This window comes from Streptomyces sp. NBC_00433, assembly GCA_036015235.1.
Lineage (GTDB): Bacteria > Actinomycetota > Actinomycetes > Streptomycetales > Streptomycetaceae > Actinacidiphila.
Genome location: CP107926.1, coordinates 6,166,755 through 6,183,799 on the forward strand (window position 1 = coordinate 6,166,755; position 17,045 = coordinate 6,183,799).

11 protein-coding genes are annotated in these 17,045 nt (G+C 75.1%); 2 read left to right on the forward strand and 9 right to left on the reverse strand.

The window, feature by feature from the left end; translation table 11 throughout:
• The first annotated feature begins 107 nt into the window (after nucleotides 1-107).
• Nucleotides 108-725 (forward strand): dTDP-4-dehydrorhamnose 3,5-epimerase, encoded by a 618-nt coding sequence (locus tag OG900_26340; GenBank protein ID WUH93285.1) that lies wholly within the window; start codon nucleotides 108-110, stop codon nucleotides 723-725.
• On the opposite strand, the gene rfbD is transcribed toward OG900_26340, so the two are convergent.
• The 8 genes from rfbD to OG900_26380 form a co-directional block, all read right to left on the reverse strand.
• Nucleotides 680-1,543, reverse strand: a complete 864-nt coding sequence (gene rfbD, locus OG900_26345; GenBank protein ID WUH93286.1) for a dTDP-4-dehydrorhamnose reductase — start codon at nucleotides 1,541-1,543, stop codon at nucleotides 680-682. The two genes, OG900_26340 and rfbD, sit on opposite strands and share 46 nt — an antisense overlap.
• On the reverse strand, nucleotides 1,540-2,553 hold the full coding sequence (rfbB, locus tag OG900_26350; protein WUH93287.1) for a dTDP-glucose 4,6-dehydratase: 1,014 nt from the start codon (nucleotides 2,551-2,553) through the stop codon (nucleotides 1,540-1,542). Before rfbB ends, rfbD begins: the two co-directional genes overlap by 4 nt.
• On the reverse strand, nucleotides 2,550-3,617 hold the full coding sequence (locus OG900_26355) for a glucose-1-phosphate thymidylyltransferase (GenBank protein ID WUH93288.1): 1,068 nt from the start codon (nucleotides 3,615-3,617) through the stop codon (nucleotides 2,550-2,552). Before OG900_26355 ends, rfbB begins: the two co-directional genes overlap by 4 nt.
• The gene (locus OG900_26360; protein ID WUH93289.1) at nucleotides 3,614-6,019 is read right to left on the reverse strand and encodes a methyltransferase domain-containing protein; all 2,406 of its coding nucleotides are present in this window, start codon (nucleotides 6,017-6,019) and stop codon (nucleotides 3,614-3,616) included. The genes OG900_26355 and OG900_26360 overlap by 4 nt, the downstream gene beginning before the upstream one ends.
• Entirely contained in the window at nucleotides 6,016-7,482 is a 1,467-nt protein-coding gene (locus OG900_26365) for a glycosyltransferase (GenBank protein WUH93290.1), read from the reverse strand. The genes OG900_26360 and OG900_26365 overlap by 4 nt, the downstream gene beginning before the upstream one ends.
• Nucleotides 7,479-8,258: a glycosyltransferase family 2 protein gene (locus OG900_26370; GenBank protein ID WUH93291.1), complete on the reverse strand. Its 780-nt coding sequence runs from the start codon at nucleotides 8,256-8,258 to the stop codon at nucleotides 7,479-7,481. Before OG900_26370 ends, OG900_26365 begins: the two co-directional genes overlap by 4 nt.
• Nucleotides 8,255-8,629, reverse strand: a complete 375-nt coding sequence (locus tag OG900_26375) for a DUF2304 domain-containing protein (GenBank protein ID WUH93292.1) — start codon at nucleotides 8,627-8,629, stop codon at nucleotides 8,255-8,257. Before OG900_26375 ends, OG900_26370 begins: the two co-directional genes overlap by 4 nt.
• A gap of 81 nt (nucleotides 8,630-8,710) precedes the next feature.
• Complete coding sequence (locus OG900_26380; protein WUH93293.1) at nucleotides 8,711-12,259, reverse strand: CDP-glycerol glycerophosphotransferase family protein; 3,549 nt, start codon at nucleotides 12,257-12,259, stop codon at nucleotides 8,711-8,713.
• Nucleotides 12,260-12,447: 188 nt separating this feature from the next.
• Between OG900_26380 and OG900_26385 the strand changes: the two genes are divergently transcribed.
• The gene (locus OG900_26385; GenBank protein WUH93294.1) at nucleotides 12,448-14,724 is read left to right on the forward strand and encodes a bifunctional glycosyltransferase family 2 protein/CDP-glycerol:glycerophosphate glycerophosphotransferase; all 2,277 of its coding nucleotides are present in this window, start codon (nucleotides 12,448-12,450) and stop codon (nucleotides 14,722-14,724) included.
• Nucleotides 14,725-14,778: 54 nt separating this feature from the next.
• On the opposite strand, the gene OG900_26390 is transcribed toward OG900_26385, so the two are convergent.
• Complete coding sequence (locus OG900_26390; protein ID WUH93295.1) at nucleotides 14,779-17,022, reverse strand: bifunctional glycosyltransferase family 2 protein/CDP-glycerol:glycerophosphate glycerophosphotransferase; 2,244 nt, start codon at nucleotides 17,020-17,022, stop codon at nucleotides 14,779-14,781.
• Nucleotides 17,023-17,045: the final 23 nt, after the last annotated feature.

Below are 17,045 nucleotides of genomic sequence, written 5' to 3' on the forward strand. Positions count from 1 at the left end.
ACCACCCGTTCGGCGGACCGGGCCGCGCGGCGCGGTGACCGGCGCGGGTGCTCCGCAGTTGGGACACGAGCAGACCCGACCGTGGCAGGCACGTGAAAGGCAGACACATGCGCGAGACCCGCATCCCCGGGGCCTGGGTCCATGAGCCCGCCGTCTTCCCCGACGAGCGCGGGCGCTTCCACGAGTGGTTCAGGGGCGCCGACTTCGCCGCGGCCACCGACCACCCGATGGGCCTGGCGCAGGCCAACTGCTCGGTGTCGCGGCGCGGCACCCTGCGCGGGGTGCACTTCGCGGACGTGCCGCCCGGGCAGGCGAAGTACGTCACCTGCGTCCGCGGCGCGGTGCTCGACGTCGTGGTGGACGTGCGGACCGGCTCGCCGGCCTACGGGCGGCACGAGGCCGTCCTGCTCGACGACCGCGAGCACCGGGCGGTCTACCTGGCCGAGGGCCTCGGGCACGCCTTCCTCGCGCTGACCGACGACGCCACCGTCGTCTACCTGTGCTCGCGGGGCTACGCGCCGGGCCGCGAGCACGGGGTGCACCCGCTGGACCCGGCGCTGGGCATCGGGTGGCCCGCCGACTGCCCGCCGCTGCTGTCGGCGAAGGACGCGGCGGCCCCGTCGCTCGCCGAGGCGGAGCGGGCGGGGCTGCTGCCGGAATACGCCGAATGCGCCGCCTACTACGAGCAGTTGCGCAGCGCGGGGAAGGCCGCGGCCAACGCCTGACGCCAGTCGCGGATCGGCTCGATGCCCGCCGCGGCCCAGCCGTCGTGGGCCAGCAGGCTGCTGGCCGGCCGGGGCGCGGGGCGCGGCACCGCGGAGGTCGGGACCCGGCGCACCCGGTCGGGGTCGGCGCCGAGCAGCCGGAAGACCTCGCGGGCCAGGTCGTACCAGCTGGCAGCGCCCGCACTGGTGCCGTGGTAGATCCCGGCGGGGGCGGCGCCGGCCGAGCCGAGCGCGACCAGCCGCTCCGCGAGGTCCGCCGTCCAGGTCGGCTGGCCGCACTGGTCGCCGACCACGTCGACGGTGTCGCGCTTCCTTTCCAGGCGGATCATCGTACGGACGAAGTTCGCCCCGCCCGCGCCGTACAGCCACCCGGTGCGCACCACGTAGCCGTCGCCCGGCAGCAGGTCGAGCACCGCCTGCTCGCCGGCGAGCTTGCTCCGCCCGTAGGCGGTACGCGGCAGCGGCCGGTCGGTCTCGCGGTACGGGGCCGCCGCGTCGCCGGCGAAGACGTAGTCGGTGGACACGTGCAGCAGCCGGGCGCCGTGCTTCGCGGACAGCACGGCGAGATGGCGCGGGCCCTCGCCGTTGACCCGCAGCGCGTCCGGCTCCGCCGTCTCGGCGGCGTCCACGCCCGTCCAGGCGGCGCAGTTGACGACGACGGTGGGCCGGTGGTCGTCGAAGACCTCGCGGACCGCGTCCTCGTCGGTGATGTCCAGCGCCCGCCGGTCCACCCCGACGGCCGCCTCGCCGTCCTCGGCGAGCCGCAGCAGCACATCGCGGGCCAGCATCCCGCCGGCCCCGGTCACCAGCCAGGTCATCGTGGTCCCACCACTCCGGCCGACGCGGACAGCAGCGGTTCCCACCAGTCGCGGCGCCGCCGGTACCAGTCCACCGTCGCGGCCAGGCCGGCCGCGAAGTCGACCTGCGGGGCATAGCCCAACTCGGCGCGGATCTTGCCCCAGTCTACCGAATAGCGCAGGTCGTGGCCCTTGCGGTCGGGCACCTGCTGGACCAGGTCCCAGCCGGCGCCGCACGCGTCGAGCAGCCGCCCGGTCAGCTCGCGGTTGGTCAGCTCGGTGCCGCCGCCGATGTTGTAGACCTCGCCCGCCCGGCCGCCGCGCCTGACCAGCTCGATACCGCGGACGTGGTCGCTGACGTGCAGCCAGTCGCGTACGTGCCGGCCGTCGCCGTACAGCGGCACCGGGCGGCCCTCCAGCAGCCGGGTCACGAACAGCGGGATCACCTTCTCGGGGAACTGCCGGGGCCCGTAGTTGTTGGAGCAGCGGGTGATCCTGACGTCCAGGCCGTGCGTGCGGTGCTGGGCCAGCGCCAGCAGGTCGGCGGACGCCTTCGAGGCCGCGTAGGGGGAGTTGGGGCGCAGCGGGTCGGTCTCCGGCCAGGAGCCCGTCTCGATCGACCCGTAGACCTCGTCGGTCGACACCTGCACGAAGACCGCGACGCCGTGCCGTACGGCCGCGTCGAGCAGCGTGTGGGTGCCGGCCACGTTGGTGGTGACGAAGTCGGCGGCGCCCGCGATGGAGCGGTCCACATGGGTCTCGGCGGCCAGGTGCACGACCTGGTCGTGCCGGGCCGCCAGATGGTCGACCAGGGCGGCGTCCCGGATGTCGCCGTGCACGAAGGACAGCCGCGGGTCGGTGCGCACCGGGTCGAGGTTGGCCGCGCTGCCGGCGTAGGTGAGCGCGTCGAGCACGGTCACCTCGACGGGCTCCGCGCCCGGCGCCAGCAAGGCCCTGACGTAGTGCGAGCCGATGAAGCCGGCGCCGCCGGTGACCAGGACGCGGGTGGTGGTGGGGTGGTGGGCGGTCATGACGAGATCTGCACCTTGCTGTGGTCGCCGAGTACGAACCGGTGGGCGGCGGGGGTCCGCGGGCCCGGTGTGACTTCGACCTTGCGGCCGATCAGCGACGCCTCGATGCGCCGCACCCCCAGGATCGACGCGCCCGGCAGCACGATCGAGAACTCGATCTCGCTGTCGCGCAGCACGCAGTCGGCGCCGATCGACGTGAACGGGCCGACGTAGCAGCCCTCCACGACCGTGCCGGGGCCGATCATCACCGGGCCGACGATGCGCGACCCGCTGATCCTGGCGCCCGCGCCGACACTGACCCGGCCGACCAGCTCGCTGGCCGTGTCGACCTCGCCGTGCACCCCGCGCTCCAGGGTCTCCAGCACCGAGCGGTTCACCTCCAGCATGTCGGTGACATTGCCGGTGTCCTTCCAGTAGCCGTCGATGACCTCGGAGCGCACGTCGGCGTCGTGGTCGATGAGCCACTGGATCGCGTCGGTGATCTCCAGCTCGCCGCGCCCCGAGGGCTTGATCGCGCGGACCGCGTCGTGGACGGCGGCCGAGAAGAGGTAGACGCCGACCAGCACGAGGTCGCCGCGCGGCTCGGCCGGCTTCTCGCACAGGCTCACCACCCGGCCGCGCGCGTCCAGTTCCGCCACGCCGAAATCCGACGGGTTCGGCACCCGGGTCAGCAGCAGCTGCGCGGCGGGGCGGTGGGCGCGGAAGGCGGCGACCTGGTCGCCGATGCCGCCGACGATGAAGTTGTCGCCCAGGTACATCACGAAGTCGTCGTCGCCGAGGAAGTCCCGCGCGATCAGCACCGCGTGCGCCAGGCCGAGCGGCTGCTCCTGCCGGATGTACGTGACGCGCACGCCGTGCGCGGAGCCGTCGCCGACCGCCGCCATGATCTCGGCGGCGGTGTCGCCGACGATGATGCCGACGTCCTCGATGCCGCAGTCGGCGATCGCGTCGAGGCCGTAGAAGAGGACGGGCCGGTTCGCGACCGGCACGAGCTGCTTCGCGGAGGTGTGGGTGATCGGGCGCAGGCGGGTGCCGTGGCCGCCGGCCAGGACGAGGGCCTTCACGACCGCTTCCCGTGGGCCGTGTCCGGTGCGGTCGAGACCAGGACGAACTCGTTGTGCCGGAAGAGCCGCCCCGCCGCACGCGGCAGCGGGAAGGAATACGCCCGGCGTACGTCGAGCCCGGCGGCCCGCGCCTCCTCGGCCAGCTCGGTGAAGCCCACGAAGCGCACATGCGTGGCGTCGCTGGCGAAGCCCGCCTCCTGCGGGGTGATCAGCACGGCCCGGCCGCCGGGCCGCACATACGGCAGATACGTCGCCAGCAGCGCCGACGCCTTCGCCGCGTCCAGGTGTTCGAGGACGTGCGCGCACAGCAGGCTGTCGAACGAGCCCGGTACGCAGTCGGTCGCGGCGAATTCCTCCGGCGTGTACGCGGTCAGGCCGCGGGCGCGGGCCGCCGCGACCGAGTGCGCGTTGTGGTCCACGCCGACGCTGCCAGGGGCGCAGTGCCGCAGATTCCGGCCCACCCCGCAGCCGACGTCGAGCACCCTGCCCAGCCGCAGCCGGCGCAGATTCCAGCGGTAGGGCGCTTGCGTGGGCAGCAGCCGCCGGGTCAGCAGACGGGCGGTGTAGTCGGGGGAGGCGGTGTCGGACATCAGGTCGCCTTTCACGGATGGGTCGAGTCTGAGCGTACGGATCAGGCGGGCGGCGAGCAGCGCGGCGGCGGTCCACGAGCCCAGCGCGTACGCCGCCTCGACGCGCGGACCCGGGGCCCCGGGCAGCGCCAGCGCGGCGGCGGTGACGGCGGCGCCCGCCGCCCAGGCCAGCGCCTGCGGGCGGTGGCCGCCGGTCGCGAGGGTGCCGTTGCCCAGCAGATACGCCACCAGGTAGCCGGTGGTCCCCAGGCCCAGCGCGGCGAAGTCCAGGTGCCCGAGCACCGGGGGTGCCGCGAGCAGCCGCTCGGTCACCCACGGCCCGCCCAGCGCGGCCGGCACCGTGCACACCACCCCGAGCCCCGCCATCCCCCCGGCGCTGCGCCACACCCCCCGGGCCACCCCCGCCCGGTCCCCACGCTCCTGCCGCACGGTCAGCTCCCGCAGCAGCCCCGCCTGAAGCGCCCCCACCGCGAACTGCGGCACCCGCACGAGGGTGAGCGCGCACAGCAGCGCGGTCACCAGCGCCGCGTCCCCGGGCGCCAGCCCCTTCGCCCCGAGTACCGGGGCATTGGCCAGCACCTGCGCGAAGACGGCACCGCCGATGAGTGCGACCAGGCCGCGGCCGATCTCCCCCGCGGCCGGTGGGGGCCCATCCGCCCCCGCGGGCGAGCCCGCCGCCCCTCGGGCGCCGAACCGCCCGTGCCGGCGGCCCCCGGCGGTGCCCTGCGGACCGCGGGGGGTGGGCGCGGGCTGCGCCGGGCCAGTTCCGCCCGCCGCCCCCTGGGCGCCGAACCGCCCGTGCCGGCGGCCCCCGGCGGTGCCCTGCGGGCTGCGGGGCGCGGACTGCCCGCCCGCCGCCGCCCGGCTGCCGAACCGCCCGTGCCGGCGGCTCCGGGCGGGGCGGCCGGGGGCGTCCTGCGGACCGCGGGGGGTGGGCGCGGGCTGCGCCGGGGCGGTGGGGGTGTCCGGCCGACCGCGGGGGTTGGGTGCGGAATGCGCCAGGGCTGCCGGGGTGTCCTGCGGGCTGGTGGGCAGCGGGGACGTGGAGAGGGTTGCGGTCGTTACGGCCTGCGGCGGCGCGGCCGGGGTTGCGGTGGGCGCGGGCTGCGGCAGGCCCGCGGGCGGGAGGCTCGGTGTCGTACGGGCGCGGGCGGCCTGCGGGCTGCGGGGGATGGGGGTGGCGGTAGCAGGGGGTGCGGGGACGAGGGGGTTGGCCGGTCGGCTGGCTGTTGGGAGGAAAGGGAGGCAGGCCAGCAGGGGGGAGGTGGTCAGGATGAGGGCGAAGGCGGTGGGGGAGTGGCTGCCGGTGAGGAGCAGGGCGGCGGCGGTGGCCAGGCGGAGGAGGCCGTCGAGGGTGAGCTGGCCCGCGTAGGCGGCGAAACGGGCGTGGCCGGCCAGGAGTCCGCGCAGCGTGTGGGCGGCGGCGAGCGCGGACAGGGCGCCGGCCAGCGGCCACAGCAGGGCCGCGTCGCCGTCGAAGGCGATTCGGGTCAGCGGGCGGTGGGCCGCGGCGAGCAGCAGCACGGCGGCGGCGAGCAGGCCCGCGGCCACCGTCGTACCGCGCCGCAGCAGCGGGCCCGTACCGGCGCCGCCCGCGACCCGGGCGGCCACCGTGCGGGTCAGCTCCTGCTCCAGCGGGAAGAACAGCCCGATCCCGACGGAGAAGGCCACCGCCCACACCACGGACAGCCCGGCCATCCCCGCGGTGTCCAGCGCGCGCCCGGCGAGTGCCAGGTGCCCGTACGCCCCGGCCGCGTTGACCGCCATCCCGACGCCGACCAGCCCCGTCCCCCGCGGCACCAGCCCCTTCACCCGCCGCCCTCCGCAGCCGGCACGTCGGCGGGCGTCCGTCGCGGGGTGTCCGCGTGCGAACCGGTGCTCGGGCCTGCCGGCGGGGTGGGCAGGCTGTCGGCCTCGGGCGGGGTGCAGCCTGTCTGCGGCGGCCGGGAGAGTGCGTCGCGGTCGAACGGCAGGGGCGTGCGGCCCGCAGCGGCAGGGGTGTCCGCGTGCGAGCCGGTGCTCGGGCCTGCCGGCGGGGTGGGCAGGCTGTCGGCCTCGGGCGTGGCGCAGCCCGTCTCCGGCGGCCGGGAGAGTGCGTCGCGGTCCGACAGCGCGGGCGTGCGGCCTGTAGCGGCCGCCGCAGCGGCAGGGGTGTCCGCGTGCGAACCGGCGTTCGGGCCTGCCGGCGGGGTGGGCAGGCTGTCGGCCCCGTGCGTGGCGCAGCCCGTCTCCGGCGGCCGGGAGAGTGCGTCGCGGTCGAACGGCAGGGGCGTGCGGCCCGCAGCGGCAGGGGTGTCCGCGTGCGAGCCGGCGCTCGGGCCCGCCGGCGGGGTGACGGGGCTGGCGGCCCCGTGCGTGCCGTTCGCGATCGACCACGCCGGAGGCGACTGGCGGCGGGCGAAGGCGTGGTGGAGGAGCGGGGCGGCGGCCCGGGGGGACGTGGGGAGGAGGGTCAGGGCGTGGACGCGGGAGGACCAGTGGTGCTGGGCGGTGCGGGCGGCGCGGGGCCAGCCGTGTCGGGTGAGGCGGGCGGCTGTCGTGAGGAAGAAGCGCCGGGCCTCGGTGAAGCGGGCGCCGGTCACCGCCTCGGTGGCGGACGCGCTGACGGGGTGGCGGCGGTAGCGGAAGCAGACCTCGGGGTCGGTGGCGAGCAGGGCGCCGTCGAGGAGCAGGTCGACCACGACCGCCAGGTCCTGGATGACGCCGAGGTCGGCGCGGAAGGGGTGGCGGCGCAGCGCTTCGGTGCGCCAGCACAGCGAGGGGAAGTAGAGCCAGTTGCCGCGCAGCAGGCTGACCGCCAGGTCCTCGCCGCCGAGCAGGGCCGGTGCGCTGCGGATGCCGGGCGGCGCGTAGATGCGCCGCTTCGCGGTGTCGACGAGCGTGCCGCACGGCCGTCCCGCCGCGTCCACGACCTGCACCCCGGGCTGCACCATCGCCGCCTGCGGCGCGCGCCGCAGCGCCCGCCGCACGGTCCGCAGATAGCCGGGCAGCATCAGGTCGTCGCAGCCCATGAGGACGACGTGCGGCGCCCGCGCCAGCTCCACGCAGCGGTTGAAATTCCCGGTCACCCCGAGGTTGCACGGGTTGCGCAGATAGCTCACCCGGGGGTCGCCGAGCCCGGCGAACCACTCCGGCACCCCTGGCTCGCACCCGTCGTCGACGACCGTCAGGTGCCAGTCCTCGCCGTCCTGCGCCTGCACGCTGCGCACCGCGGCCCGCAGCAGCGGCACATCGCCGTAGTACGGGATCATCACGTCGAAGGCCCGCGCGCTCACCTGGCGACCCCCGCCGGTTCGGGCACCAGGGCGGTCGGCTCTGCGCGCTGCGGCGCCGGGACCCGGCGGGTCAGGGCGAGCAGCAGCACCAGCGCGGTCCTGGCCAGGTAGACCAGCGCCCGTGCTGGCGACTGGCTGGGCACCCCGGTGGTGCGCGGCCGCATGGCCACCGGCACCTGCCGCACCTGGTAGCCGCGGCGCAGCGCGCCGACCATGCTCTCGACGGTGTCGCCCAGGTATTCGGCCGGATACCAGCGGGCGAAGAAGGCGATCATGTCGCGGTTGCAGGCGCGGAAGCCGGAGGTCGCGTCGGTCAGCCGGGTGCCGGCCATCCCGGACAGCACCAGCGAGAGCAGCCGCATCGACCAGCGGCGCGGGCCGCGTACGCGGTAGTCGCCCACGCCCGCGAACCGCGCGCCGACGACCAGGTCGGCGCTCTCCAGCGCGGCCAGCAGCGCGGGCACGTACCCCGGGTCGTGCTGGCCGTCGGCGTCGACCTGCACGGCGGCGTCGTAGCCCTGGTCCAGGGCGTAGCGGTAGCCGGTGCGCATGGCGCCGCCCACGCCGAGGTTGTACGGCAGCCGGGCGACCCGGGCGCCGGCGGTGCGGGCGGTCTGGGCGGTGCGGTCGGTGGACCCGTCGTCCACCACCAGGACGTCGGCGGCCGGGACGGCGGCCCGCAGCTCGGCAAGCACCGACGCCAGGCCCTCCGCCTCGTTCCAGGCGGGCACGATGACCAGGACCCGCCGTGCCGCCGTGTCCGGGTCCGGCGTCATACGGGGCCGCCCTCCGTACGGCGGCCCGACGGCCGGTTCTGCTCGTCCAGCGCCGTCCTGATCAGGGCGATCTCCTCGGCGAGCGTCCTGGTCTCCTCCTCCAGGCGGCTGGACTCCCAGCTCAGGTGCAGGCACACCAGGAGCAGCAGCACGATCCCGGCGAAGAGCACCAGGCTGGCGCCCGACATGATGCCCAGGCCCCGCGCCAGCGAGTCCAGCATCTGCGGGAAAAGCCCGAGCGGCACCACCGCGGAGCCCACCGCGAGCCACAGCGCCGCGTACTTCTCCCGCAGCTGGTGCCGGCGCAGCAGCTCCAGGATGCAGGCCAGCAGGGCCAGTCCGGTGAGCGAGGTGATCACGGACAGCTGCACGGTGGGGGCCTCCTGGGGTCCTGCGGGGATTGCGTGTCGTCGTCGCGGGCCGAACGCGGCCGGCCGGGCCGCCCCGCTTCATCAGATGCGCGGTCCGCGCAGAATCAGGTCCGCCACGCGGGAGGCGGCGCCCCCGTCGTCCAGATGGCAGAAGGCGGCGCGGAAGGCGTCATAGGCCGCGCCGTGCGGCCGCACCGCGTCCGCCGGGTCGCGCAGCGCCGCGATCAGCTCGGGTGTGGTCGACAGCAGCGGCCCCGGTGCCTGCGCCTCGAAGTCGAAGGTGAAGCCGCGCAGGGTGTCCCGCATATGGGCGAGGTCGGGGGTGTGCAGCAGGATCGGGCGGCCGGTGACGGCGAAGTCCGCGAGCAGCGAGGAGTAGTCGGCGACCAGCACGTCGGCGGCGAGCAGCAGCTCCGCCAGGTCGGGGTGGGCCGACACGTCGCGGACGAAGCCGCCGCCCGCGGGCACGGTGTCGGCGACCCGCGGGTGCGCGCGGACCAGCAGCACATGGGTGTCGCCCAGCTCCGCCTCCATCGCCGCGAGGTCGGCGGCCAGGTGCAGCCGCTGGTGGGCGGCGTCGTAGGCCTCGTCGTCGCGCACGGTCGGCGCGTAGAGCACCACCGTGCGCCCCGGCGGCAGGCCGAGCCTGGCGCGTACGTCCTCGGCGATCTTGTCGCGGTCCTCGCCGCTGAGCAGGTCGTTGCGCGGCAGCCCGGTCTCGGCGACCTCGCCGGCGAAGGCCAGGGCGCGGCGCAGCGCCGGGGTGGACTGCGCGTTGGGCGACAGGAGGACGGTCCACTGGCCGCCGCGCAGCGGCTGCGGCCACATGTGGGTGAGGTCGGCGCACAGGGTGCCCGCCAGGTCCTGGCCGAAGCGCTTGACGGGGGTGCCGTGCCAGGTCTGCACGACGTGCTGGCCGTCGCGGCGGCGGAAGAAGCCGGGCAGGTGGCTGTTGGTGACGATGTGCCGGCTGCGGGCCAGCGCCTCGTACCAGGCGTGGCTGCCGAGCACCACGGACCGCGCGGCGGCCGGCACCGCCGTCGTACGGTCCGCGACCACCCAGACGTGGTCCAGCGCGGCGCCGCGCCGCACCAGTTCGTCGTGGACGGCGCGCGGCGAGTCGTCGCAGCGGCGGCCGTCGAAGCTGCTGTAGAGGACGCTGCCGGTGAGCTGGCTGCGGGCCAGCACCGGGTAGCGGCGCTCGCGCAGCATCCGCTGCCGGTAGGGTCCGCGGTCCGCGGCGGGGACGGCGGAGCCCGCGGCCACGAACAGGTGGTCGTGGAAGCGGCGGTCCAGCCGCACCGGCCGGGTCCCGTCCGCGACCGCCGCCTCCAGGGGCAGTCCGGACATCGCGCCGGGCGCGACCCGCACGGGCGTGTCCGTGCCGCCGGCCCGCAGGTGCAGATACCACCGCCCGGAGTGCGGCAGCGCCCCGACGTCGACGGCGGCGGAGAAGCGCCCGCCCTCCCCGTCGGCCACGGCCTCGGCCCCGGTCTCCGCGCTGTAGGTGCCGTGCCGCAGCATCAGCCGGACGCCTTCCGCGGCGGGCGCCGCCGCCGCCGGGGGCAGTTCGCCGGACACCAGGAGGTGGCCGTCCGGGGTGAAGGACAGGCGGTCGGCGACGGCCTGCGGGGTGCGGTCGCGCAGGACGAGGTTGCCGGCCGCCGTGCCCTCGACCGAGAGCTCCCGCGGGCGGGGGTCGCCGAGGCGCTCGTCCGGGGGGAGGGGGTAGCGGCCCGCGGGGAGGTCGCGGTCGAGGCTCAGGCGGGCGCGGCCGCCGTCGCGGAAGAGGGCCTCGGCCGTCCAGGTCGCCGTCGTCTCGGGGGCGACCTCCTTCGGGAGCCCGCTCATCGGGGGCCGGGCGGCGGCCAGTCCGGCGAGCGGCACGTCGGCGGCGAGCGCGGTCCACCCTGCGGCGGGCTCGCCGGACGGGGCCAGCGGGTGGTCGAGGGTGGCGCCGGTGGCCTGCTGGGTCAGCCGCACGGCGACCGGCAGCGTACGGTCGCGGACCGCCAGGTCCAGGTGGAGCAGGCCGTCGCCGGAGGGGCGGTGGGCGGTCAGCCGCCGGGTGACCGGCTCGACCGACAGGTGCAGCCTGCCGTCCTTGTACCAGGGCACCAGCCGGGTGTCGTCGTCCAGCCGGAAGGGCACGGGCGAGGAGCCCGCGCCGGCCTCGTCGGCGCGGAGCGCGGCCGGTCGGACCGCGGCGGCGCCCGCGACCACGATGCCGACCCGCCACTGCGCCGGCTTCCAGCCGCCGTCGGTGCGCAGCCGCGCCGGGTCGACGGTGATCTCGAAACCGGACCAGTCGTAGCAGTGGCGTTCCTGCGACTGCTCGTCGGTGACGTCGGGGACCCGCACCGTACGCACCGGCAGCAGCAGTTTGCGCCGCCCGCAGGTGGCGACGGCCGTCTTGAGCGAGGAGCGCCGGGTGCGGGCGTCGACATTGCGGATGTACGCGTAGCCCTTGAGCACCAGCTTGCCGTCGCGCCACTCCAGGTCCCGCAGCCGGGCGACGACCGGCAGGTCGGTGGTGCCGGTCGCGGTCGCCGCCCGGGACAGCCGTACCGGCGAGCCGTCGGGGCGTACGACGACGGCCCGCTTGCGCAGCGGCAGCCCCGCGAGGTCGAAGACGCCCCGCCCGCCGTGCCGTTCGTGGCCGAGCACCGTCAGCAGGTCGTCGAGCCGGCCCTGCCTGATCAGCTCCCAGCGCAGCCGCAGCTCCACCGGCAGCCCGGGGTAGAGGGTGGGGTCGACGCGGCTGAGGTAGTCGCCGGCGCGGTCCATGAAGACCTGGTGGTATTCGGGTCCCGCCATCGGCAGGGCCTCGATGAAATACAGCAGGTCGTCGGTGAGCACCGATCGGTCGTAGTCCCGCTTGTGCCTGCTCCAGCGGGTGTTGGCCGGGTCGGCGAGGAAGCGCGAGACCCCGTCGACGGCCGCGATCCGGTCGCGTACGCCCTTGACGTCGGTGCGCCGCCGGGTGATCGAGCCCTCGCGGATGCGCCAGTAGTACACATGCTCGTGCAGCACGTCGACGGCGTCGGCGAGGAAGTGCGCGGGGATGGTCAGCGGCGTGTCCTCGTACAGCACGCCCTCGGGGAAGGCGAGTCCGTGCCGGTCCCAGAAGGTGCGGCGGAAGACCTTGTTCCAGGCCACCCGGTCCGACAGCAGGCCCAGGTCGCGGGTGATGTGGGTGCGGCTGACCGTCTTCGTCATGCCGCGGTGCTGCCAGGCCTGGCTGCGGCCCGCCGTCGTCAGCCGGTAGACGTTGCCGGTGGCGAAGTCCGAGCCGGACCGGTCGAGCAGGCCGGTCAGCTGCTCGTACGCGCGCGGCGGCAGCACGTCGTCGCTGTCGATGAAGGTCAGGTACGACGTCGCCGGGTCGGCGTGGCGCGCGCCGGTGTTGCGGGCGTGGCCGAGGCCGCCGTTGGCCTGGGAGACCAGCCGGAAGCGCGGGTCGCGGGCGGCGAACGCCCGCGCGATGTCCGCGCTGGTGTCCGTCGAACCGTCGTCCACCATCACCACGTCAAGCTCTGCCAGCGTCTGCGCGGCGATCGACCGCAGGCACTCCTCCAGGTACTGCTCGATGTTGTAGACGGGGACGACGACGGTCAGGCGGGGCGTCATGGGGGGACAACGCTCCTTTCTTGGCGGCGGTGGCAGACCATGCCGTGTGTTCAACTCGCCCCGCCCGCAGCGGTCACCGAAGGTAGGCCGAACGAGCGACACGACCCCGCGGATCGACACAGGGTGCGCGGCCAATTACCCTCGGACGTTATCCCGTACCGGTAACCACCGATCTGTCCAGGATGGTCATGCCCCGTTTCAGCGTCGTCGTTCCCGCCCACCGCGCGCAGGGCTTCCTGCGCCCCTGCCTGGAGTCCGTCCTCGACCAGTCCGGCGGCGACCGGTCCGGCGGCGACCGGTCCGGCGGCGACGTCGAGGTGATCGCGGTGGACGACGCCTCACCCGACGCCTGCGGCGCGATCATCGCCGACCTCGCCGCCGCCGACCCGCGCGTCGTACCGGTGCGCCTGGACCGCGCCGGCGGCACCGGGAAGGCCAGGGACGCCGGTGCCGCCCGCGCCACCGGCGACTACCTGCTCTTCCTCGACGCCGACGACCTCATGGCACCCGGCACCCTCGCCGCACTCGCCGACCGGCTCACCCGCACCGGCGACCCCGACGTGCTGCTGTACGACCACGAGCGCTTCACCGTGTGGGAGAACGTCCAGGAGAGCGGCGACGGCGACTTCCTGGCCGCCGCGGGCACCCGCGTCTTCACCGCCGCCGACCTCCCCGACTGCCTGGCCTGCTACCCCGCCGCCTGGAACCGCGCGGTCCGCAGGGACTACTGGACCTCCCACGACTTCACCTTCGGCGACGCCCCCTACGCCGACATCGCCGTCGCCGCCCGGGTGCTCACCGCGGCGCCCCGCATCGCCTGCCTCGACCGGGTGTGCGTGCGCTGGCGCAAGCGCCGCTCCGGCAGCCTCACCACCACCCGCGGCGCCCACCACCTGGCCGTACTCGACCGCTACGGCGAGCTGTTCGCCGACCCCGACCTGCCCGGGGAGGCCGGGCGGGCCGCGCTCTACGGGCAGATGGCCGCGATGCTGATGGCCGTCGGCGAGGACCGGCTCACCCCCGAGGCCACCCCCGACTTCGTCCGCAGGGCGGGCCGGCTGCTCACCGACCACCGCCCGGCCGGCTGGACCGCCCCCGAGCCGAAGGAGGCCCGCTGGGTCAGGGCCGCCGGCACCGGCTCCTACGGCCGCTACCGCGCCGCCCTGGGCGCGCGGGCCGTCGCCATGAGCCTCGCCAAGAAGGCCAGGGCCCGCAGGAACGGCCTGGCCCGCACCCTCTTCCAGCGCTACTACCGGATGCGGCTGCGCCGCCCCGTCGACCCCGGCCTGGTCCTCTACGCGGCCTACTGGAACCGCGGGGTGTCCTGCAACCCGGCCGCGATCTACCGCAAGGCCGCGGAGATCGCCCCGCACCTGCGCGGCGTCTGGGTCGTCAACAAGCGCGACCGGGACGCGCTGCCGCCCGGCGTCGACCACGTCATCGTCAACTCCCGCCGCTACTGGGACGTCCTGGCCAGGGCCGGCCACCTCGTCAACAACGCGAACTTCACCGGAAACGTCGTCAAGCGGCCCGAGCAGACGTATGTGCAGACGCACCACGGCACCCCGCTCAAGCACATGGGCATGGACCTGCGGGCACGGCCCGCCGTCGGCAAGGGCATGAGCTTCGGCCGGCTCCTCGACCACGCCGACCAGTGGGACTACTCCCTGGTCTCCAACCAGCACTCGGCCGAGGTCTTCGACCGCGTCTACCCCAGCGGCTACCGCACCCTGCCCACCGGCTACCCGCGCAACGACGTCTTCTACGCGGCAGGCCCCGACGACGTCCGCCGCGCCCGCCAGGCCCTCGGCATCGCCCCCGGCGCGACCGCGATCCTCTACGCCCCCACCCACCGCGACTACCAGCGGGAGTTCGTCCTCCCGCTGGACCTGGAACGCCTCGCCCGCGAACTGGGCCCCGGCTACACGCTGCTCGTGCGGGCGCACTACTTCTACGGGCAGAGCCCGCAGCTCGAAGAGCTGCACGCGAACGGCTCCATCGTGGACGTCTCCGCGCACCCGTGCGTGGAGGAGCTGTGCCTCGCGTCCGACGCGCTGGTCACCGACTTCTCGTCGCTCATGTTCGACTACGCCAACCTCGACCGGCCCATCGTGATCCACGCGGCCGACTGGGCGGCCTACCGGGCCGCCCGGGGCGTCTACTTCGACCTGCTGTCGGGGCGGCCCGGCGAGACGCCGGGGGCTGTCGCCGCGGACGAGGCGTCCCTGGCGGAGGTCTTCCGCGGCGGTGCGTTCGCGTCCGGCCCGGCCGATGCCCTGCGGGCGGCTTTTCGGGAGCGGTTCTGCTCGTACGACGACGGGCTTGCCGCGGAGCGGGTCGTCCGGCGGGTCTTCCTCAACGAGGACGCGCTCGTGCCGTACCGCCCTCTCCCGGACCGCCGTCCGGCCCCCTCCCCCGCCTCCCTCGCCCACCCCGCCCCGGCCCCCGCGGTCCCCACGCCCTGACCCCGCCCCACACGTGCGGCCGCAGGCAGGCAACGCAGCGCAGGGGGCAGGGACTCACGGCAGAGGACGCGCCGTCGGGCGGGTGGGGGGAGCGGGTTGTGGCGCGGCCGCGGGACGGCGGTCGGGGAGGGGGGTGACGGCCGGGAGGCCGCCCTCTTCGCGGAGGAACACGCGCCGGACCACCCGTTCCGCCGCGTGCCCGTCGTCGTAGGGGCAGAAGCGCGCCCGGAAGGCCGCGCGGAGCTGGGCCGAGCGGGGCCCGGACCAGGAACCCGTGGCCAGGATGTCGGTCAGCTCCGACTGGGTCCGGGCGACAGGCCCGGGAGGGTGCGCGGTGACGTCGAAGTACGCGCCGCGGGTGGCGCGGTAGGTGTCCCAGTCGGAGACGTGCAGCACGATCGGGCGGTCGAGGCCGGCGTAGTCGAACATCAGTGACGAGTAGTCGGTGATGAGGCCGTCGGAGGCCAGGCACAGCTCCTCCGCAGAGGGGTGCGCGGAGACGTCGATGACACGCGGGTGGGCGGCGGCGCCCGGGGTGCCCGGCGGGTAGAAGTAGTGCGTGCGCAGCAGCAGGACCACCCCGGGGCCCAGTTCGTCCGCGAGGCGGGGCAGGTCGAGGGCCGGCAGGTAGCCGGACTGGTAGTCGCGGTGGGTGGGGGCGTAGAGCAGGGCCGTCGCGGTGCGCGGGATGCCCAGGCTGTCGCGCACCGCGAGGACGTCCTCGGGGGTGGCGCGGTGGAAGACGTCGGTGCGGGGCTGGCCGTATTCGAGGCAGGTGAAGGCCGCGGGGTAGGCGCGCTCCCAGACCAGGCTGGAGTGGCGGCTGGCCGAGACGCTGTAGTCCCAGCGGTCGACGTGCCGCAGCAGGCGTTCGAAGTCCATGCCGTGCGCGGCGGCGGGGTGCTGGAGCAGGTCGACGCCCATGTGCTTGAGCGGGGTGCCGTGGTGGGTCTGCACGTTGATCTGGCCGGGCCGCTTGGCGTAGCGGTGGTGGAAGTTGACGTTGCTGACCAGGTAGGACGCGCGGGCCATGGCCTTCCAGTAGCCGGCGGAGCCGGGTTGGAGCCGGGCCACCCCGGGCGGCAGGGTGTGCGCGTACTGCTCGGTGGTGACCCAGGCGGTCCGCATGTGCGGGGCGAGTTCGCGCAGCGAGCCCTCGACGGCGGCCGGGTTGCAGAGGTAGCCGCGGTCCCAGTAGGCGGAGAAGACCGCGAGGTCGGGGTCGAGCGGCCGGCGCCGCTGGGCCAGGTAGTACGCGTGCAGCACCGTCTTGCGCAGCCGTCCGGCAGCCGCCTCGGCCCGCCGCACGGTGCGCAGCCGCAGCCGGTGGAGGGTGCCGAGCGCCTGGAAGGTGCGCCGGGCGCCGAGGGCGACCAGCAGGTAGCGCACCCCGCTGCGCCGGTTCAGCGCGAAACTGAAGCCGCCGGGCCGCAGCCTGCGGTATTGCGAGCGGCAGCGCCGGAAGTATTCGGGGCGGGACGACCGGGGCAGCCGGTCGGGCAGGTTGAAGACGGTGGTGAGGTGGTCGAGCATCCGGCGGAAGAGGACCGTGCGCCAGCGCTCCAGGTCGGGTCGGCTGTCGAGGAACGCGAAGAGCAGGTCGTACTGCTTGAAGATCTCGAAGTGCCGCCGGCTGGTGGTGTGCAGGATGCCGCGCTTGCGGCGCTGCCGGTAGTGCACGCACACCTGGTCGAGCAGCGCGATCGTGTCCGCGGCCATCAGCAGCGGATACGTCCACGGGGTGTCCTCGTAGTAGCCGGCCGGGAAGGTCACCCCGACCTTGGCGAGGAAGTCCCGGCGGTAGGCCTTGTTCCAGGCGACCATGATCAATCGCAGCAGGCCGGGGTGCTCGTCGAGGGAGAAGACCTGCGGGTCGTGCTGGGCGAGCAGCGCGCTGAACTGGTTGCGCTCCGCCCGGCCGTTCCAGTAGGTGCGGTCGTAGTCGAAGATCAGCAGGTCGGGGCGGCCGGTGGCGTCGATCCTGGCGGCGATGGAGTGCAGCGCGCCGGGGGCGTAGGTGTCGTCGCTGTCGAGGAAGAGCACGTAGTCGCCGGTGGCCTGGGCGAGGCCGGCGTTGCGGGCCCGGCCCAGGCCGACGTTCTCGGCCAGGTGCAGGACGCTGACCCGGCGGTCGCGGGCCGCGTAGGCGTCGGCGATCTCGCCGCTGCCGTCCGGTGAGCAGTCGTCCACCACGATCAGCTCGAAGTCGCCGAAGGACTGGTCGAGCACGGAGTCCAGGCAGGCGTGCAGATACGCCTGCACGTGGTAGACGGGCACGATGACGCTGAAGCGGGGCACAGCAGCACATCCAGGTTCGACGC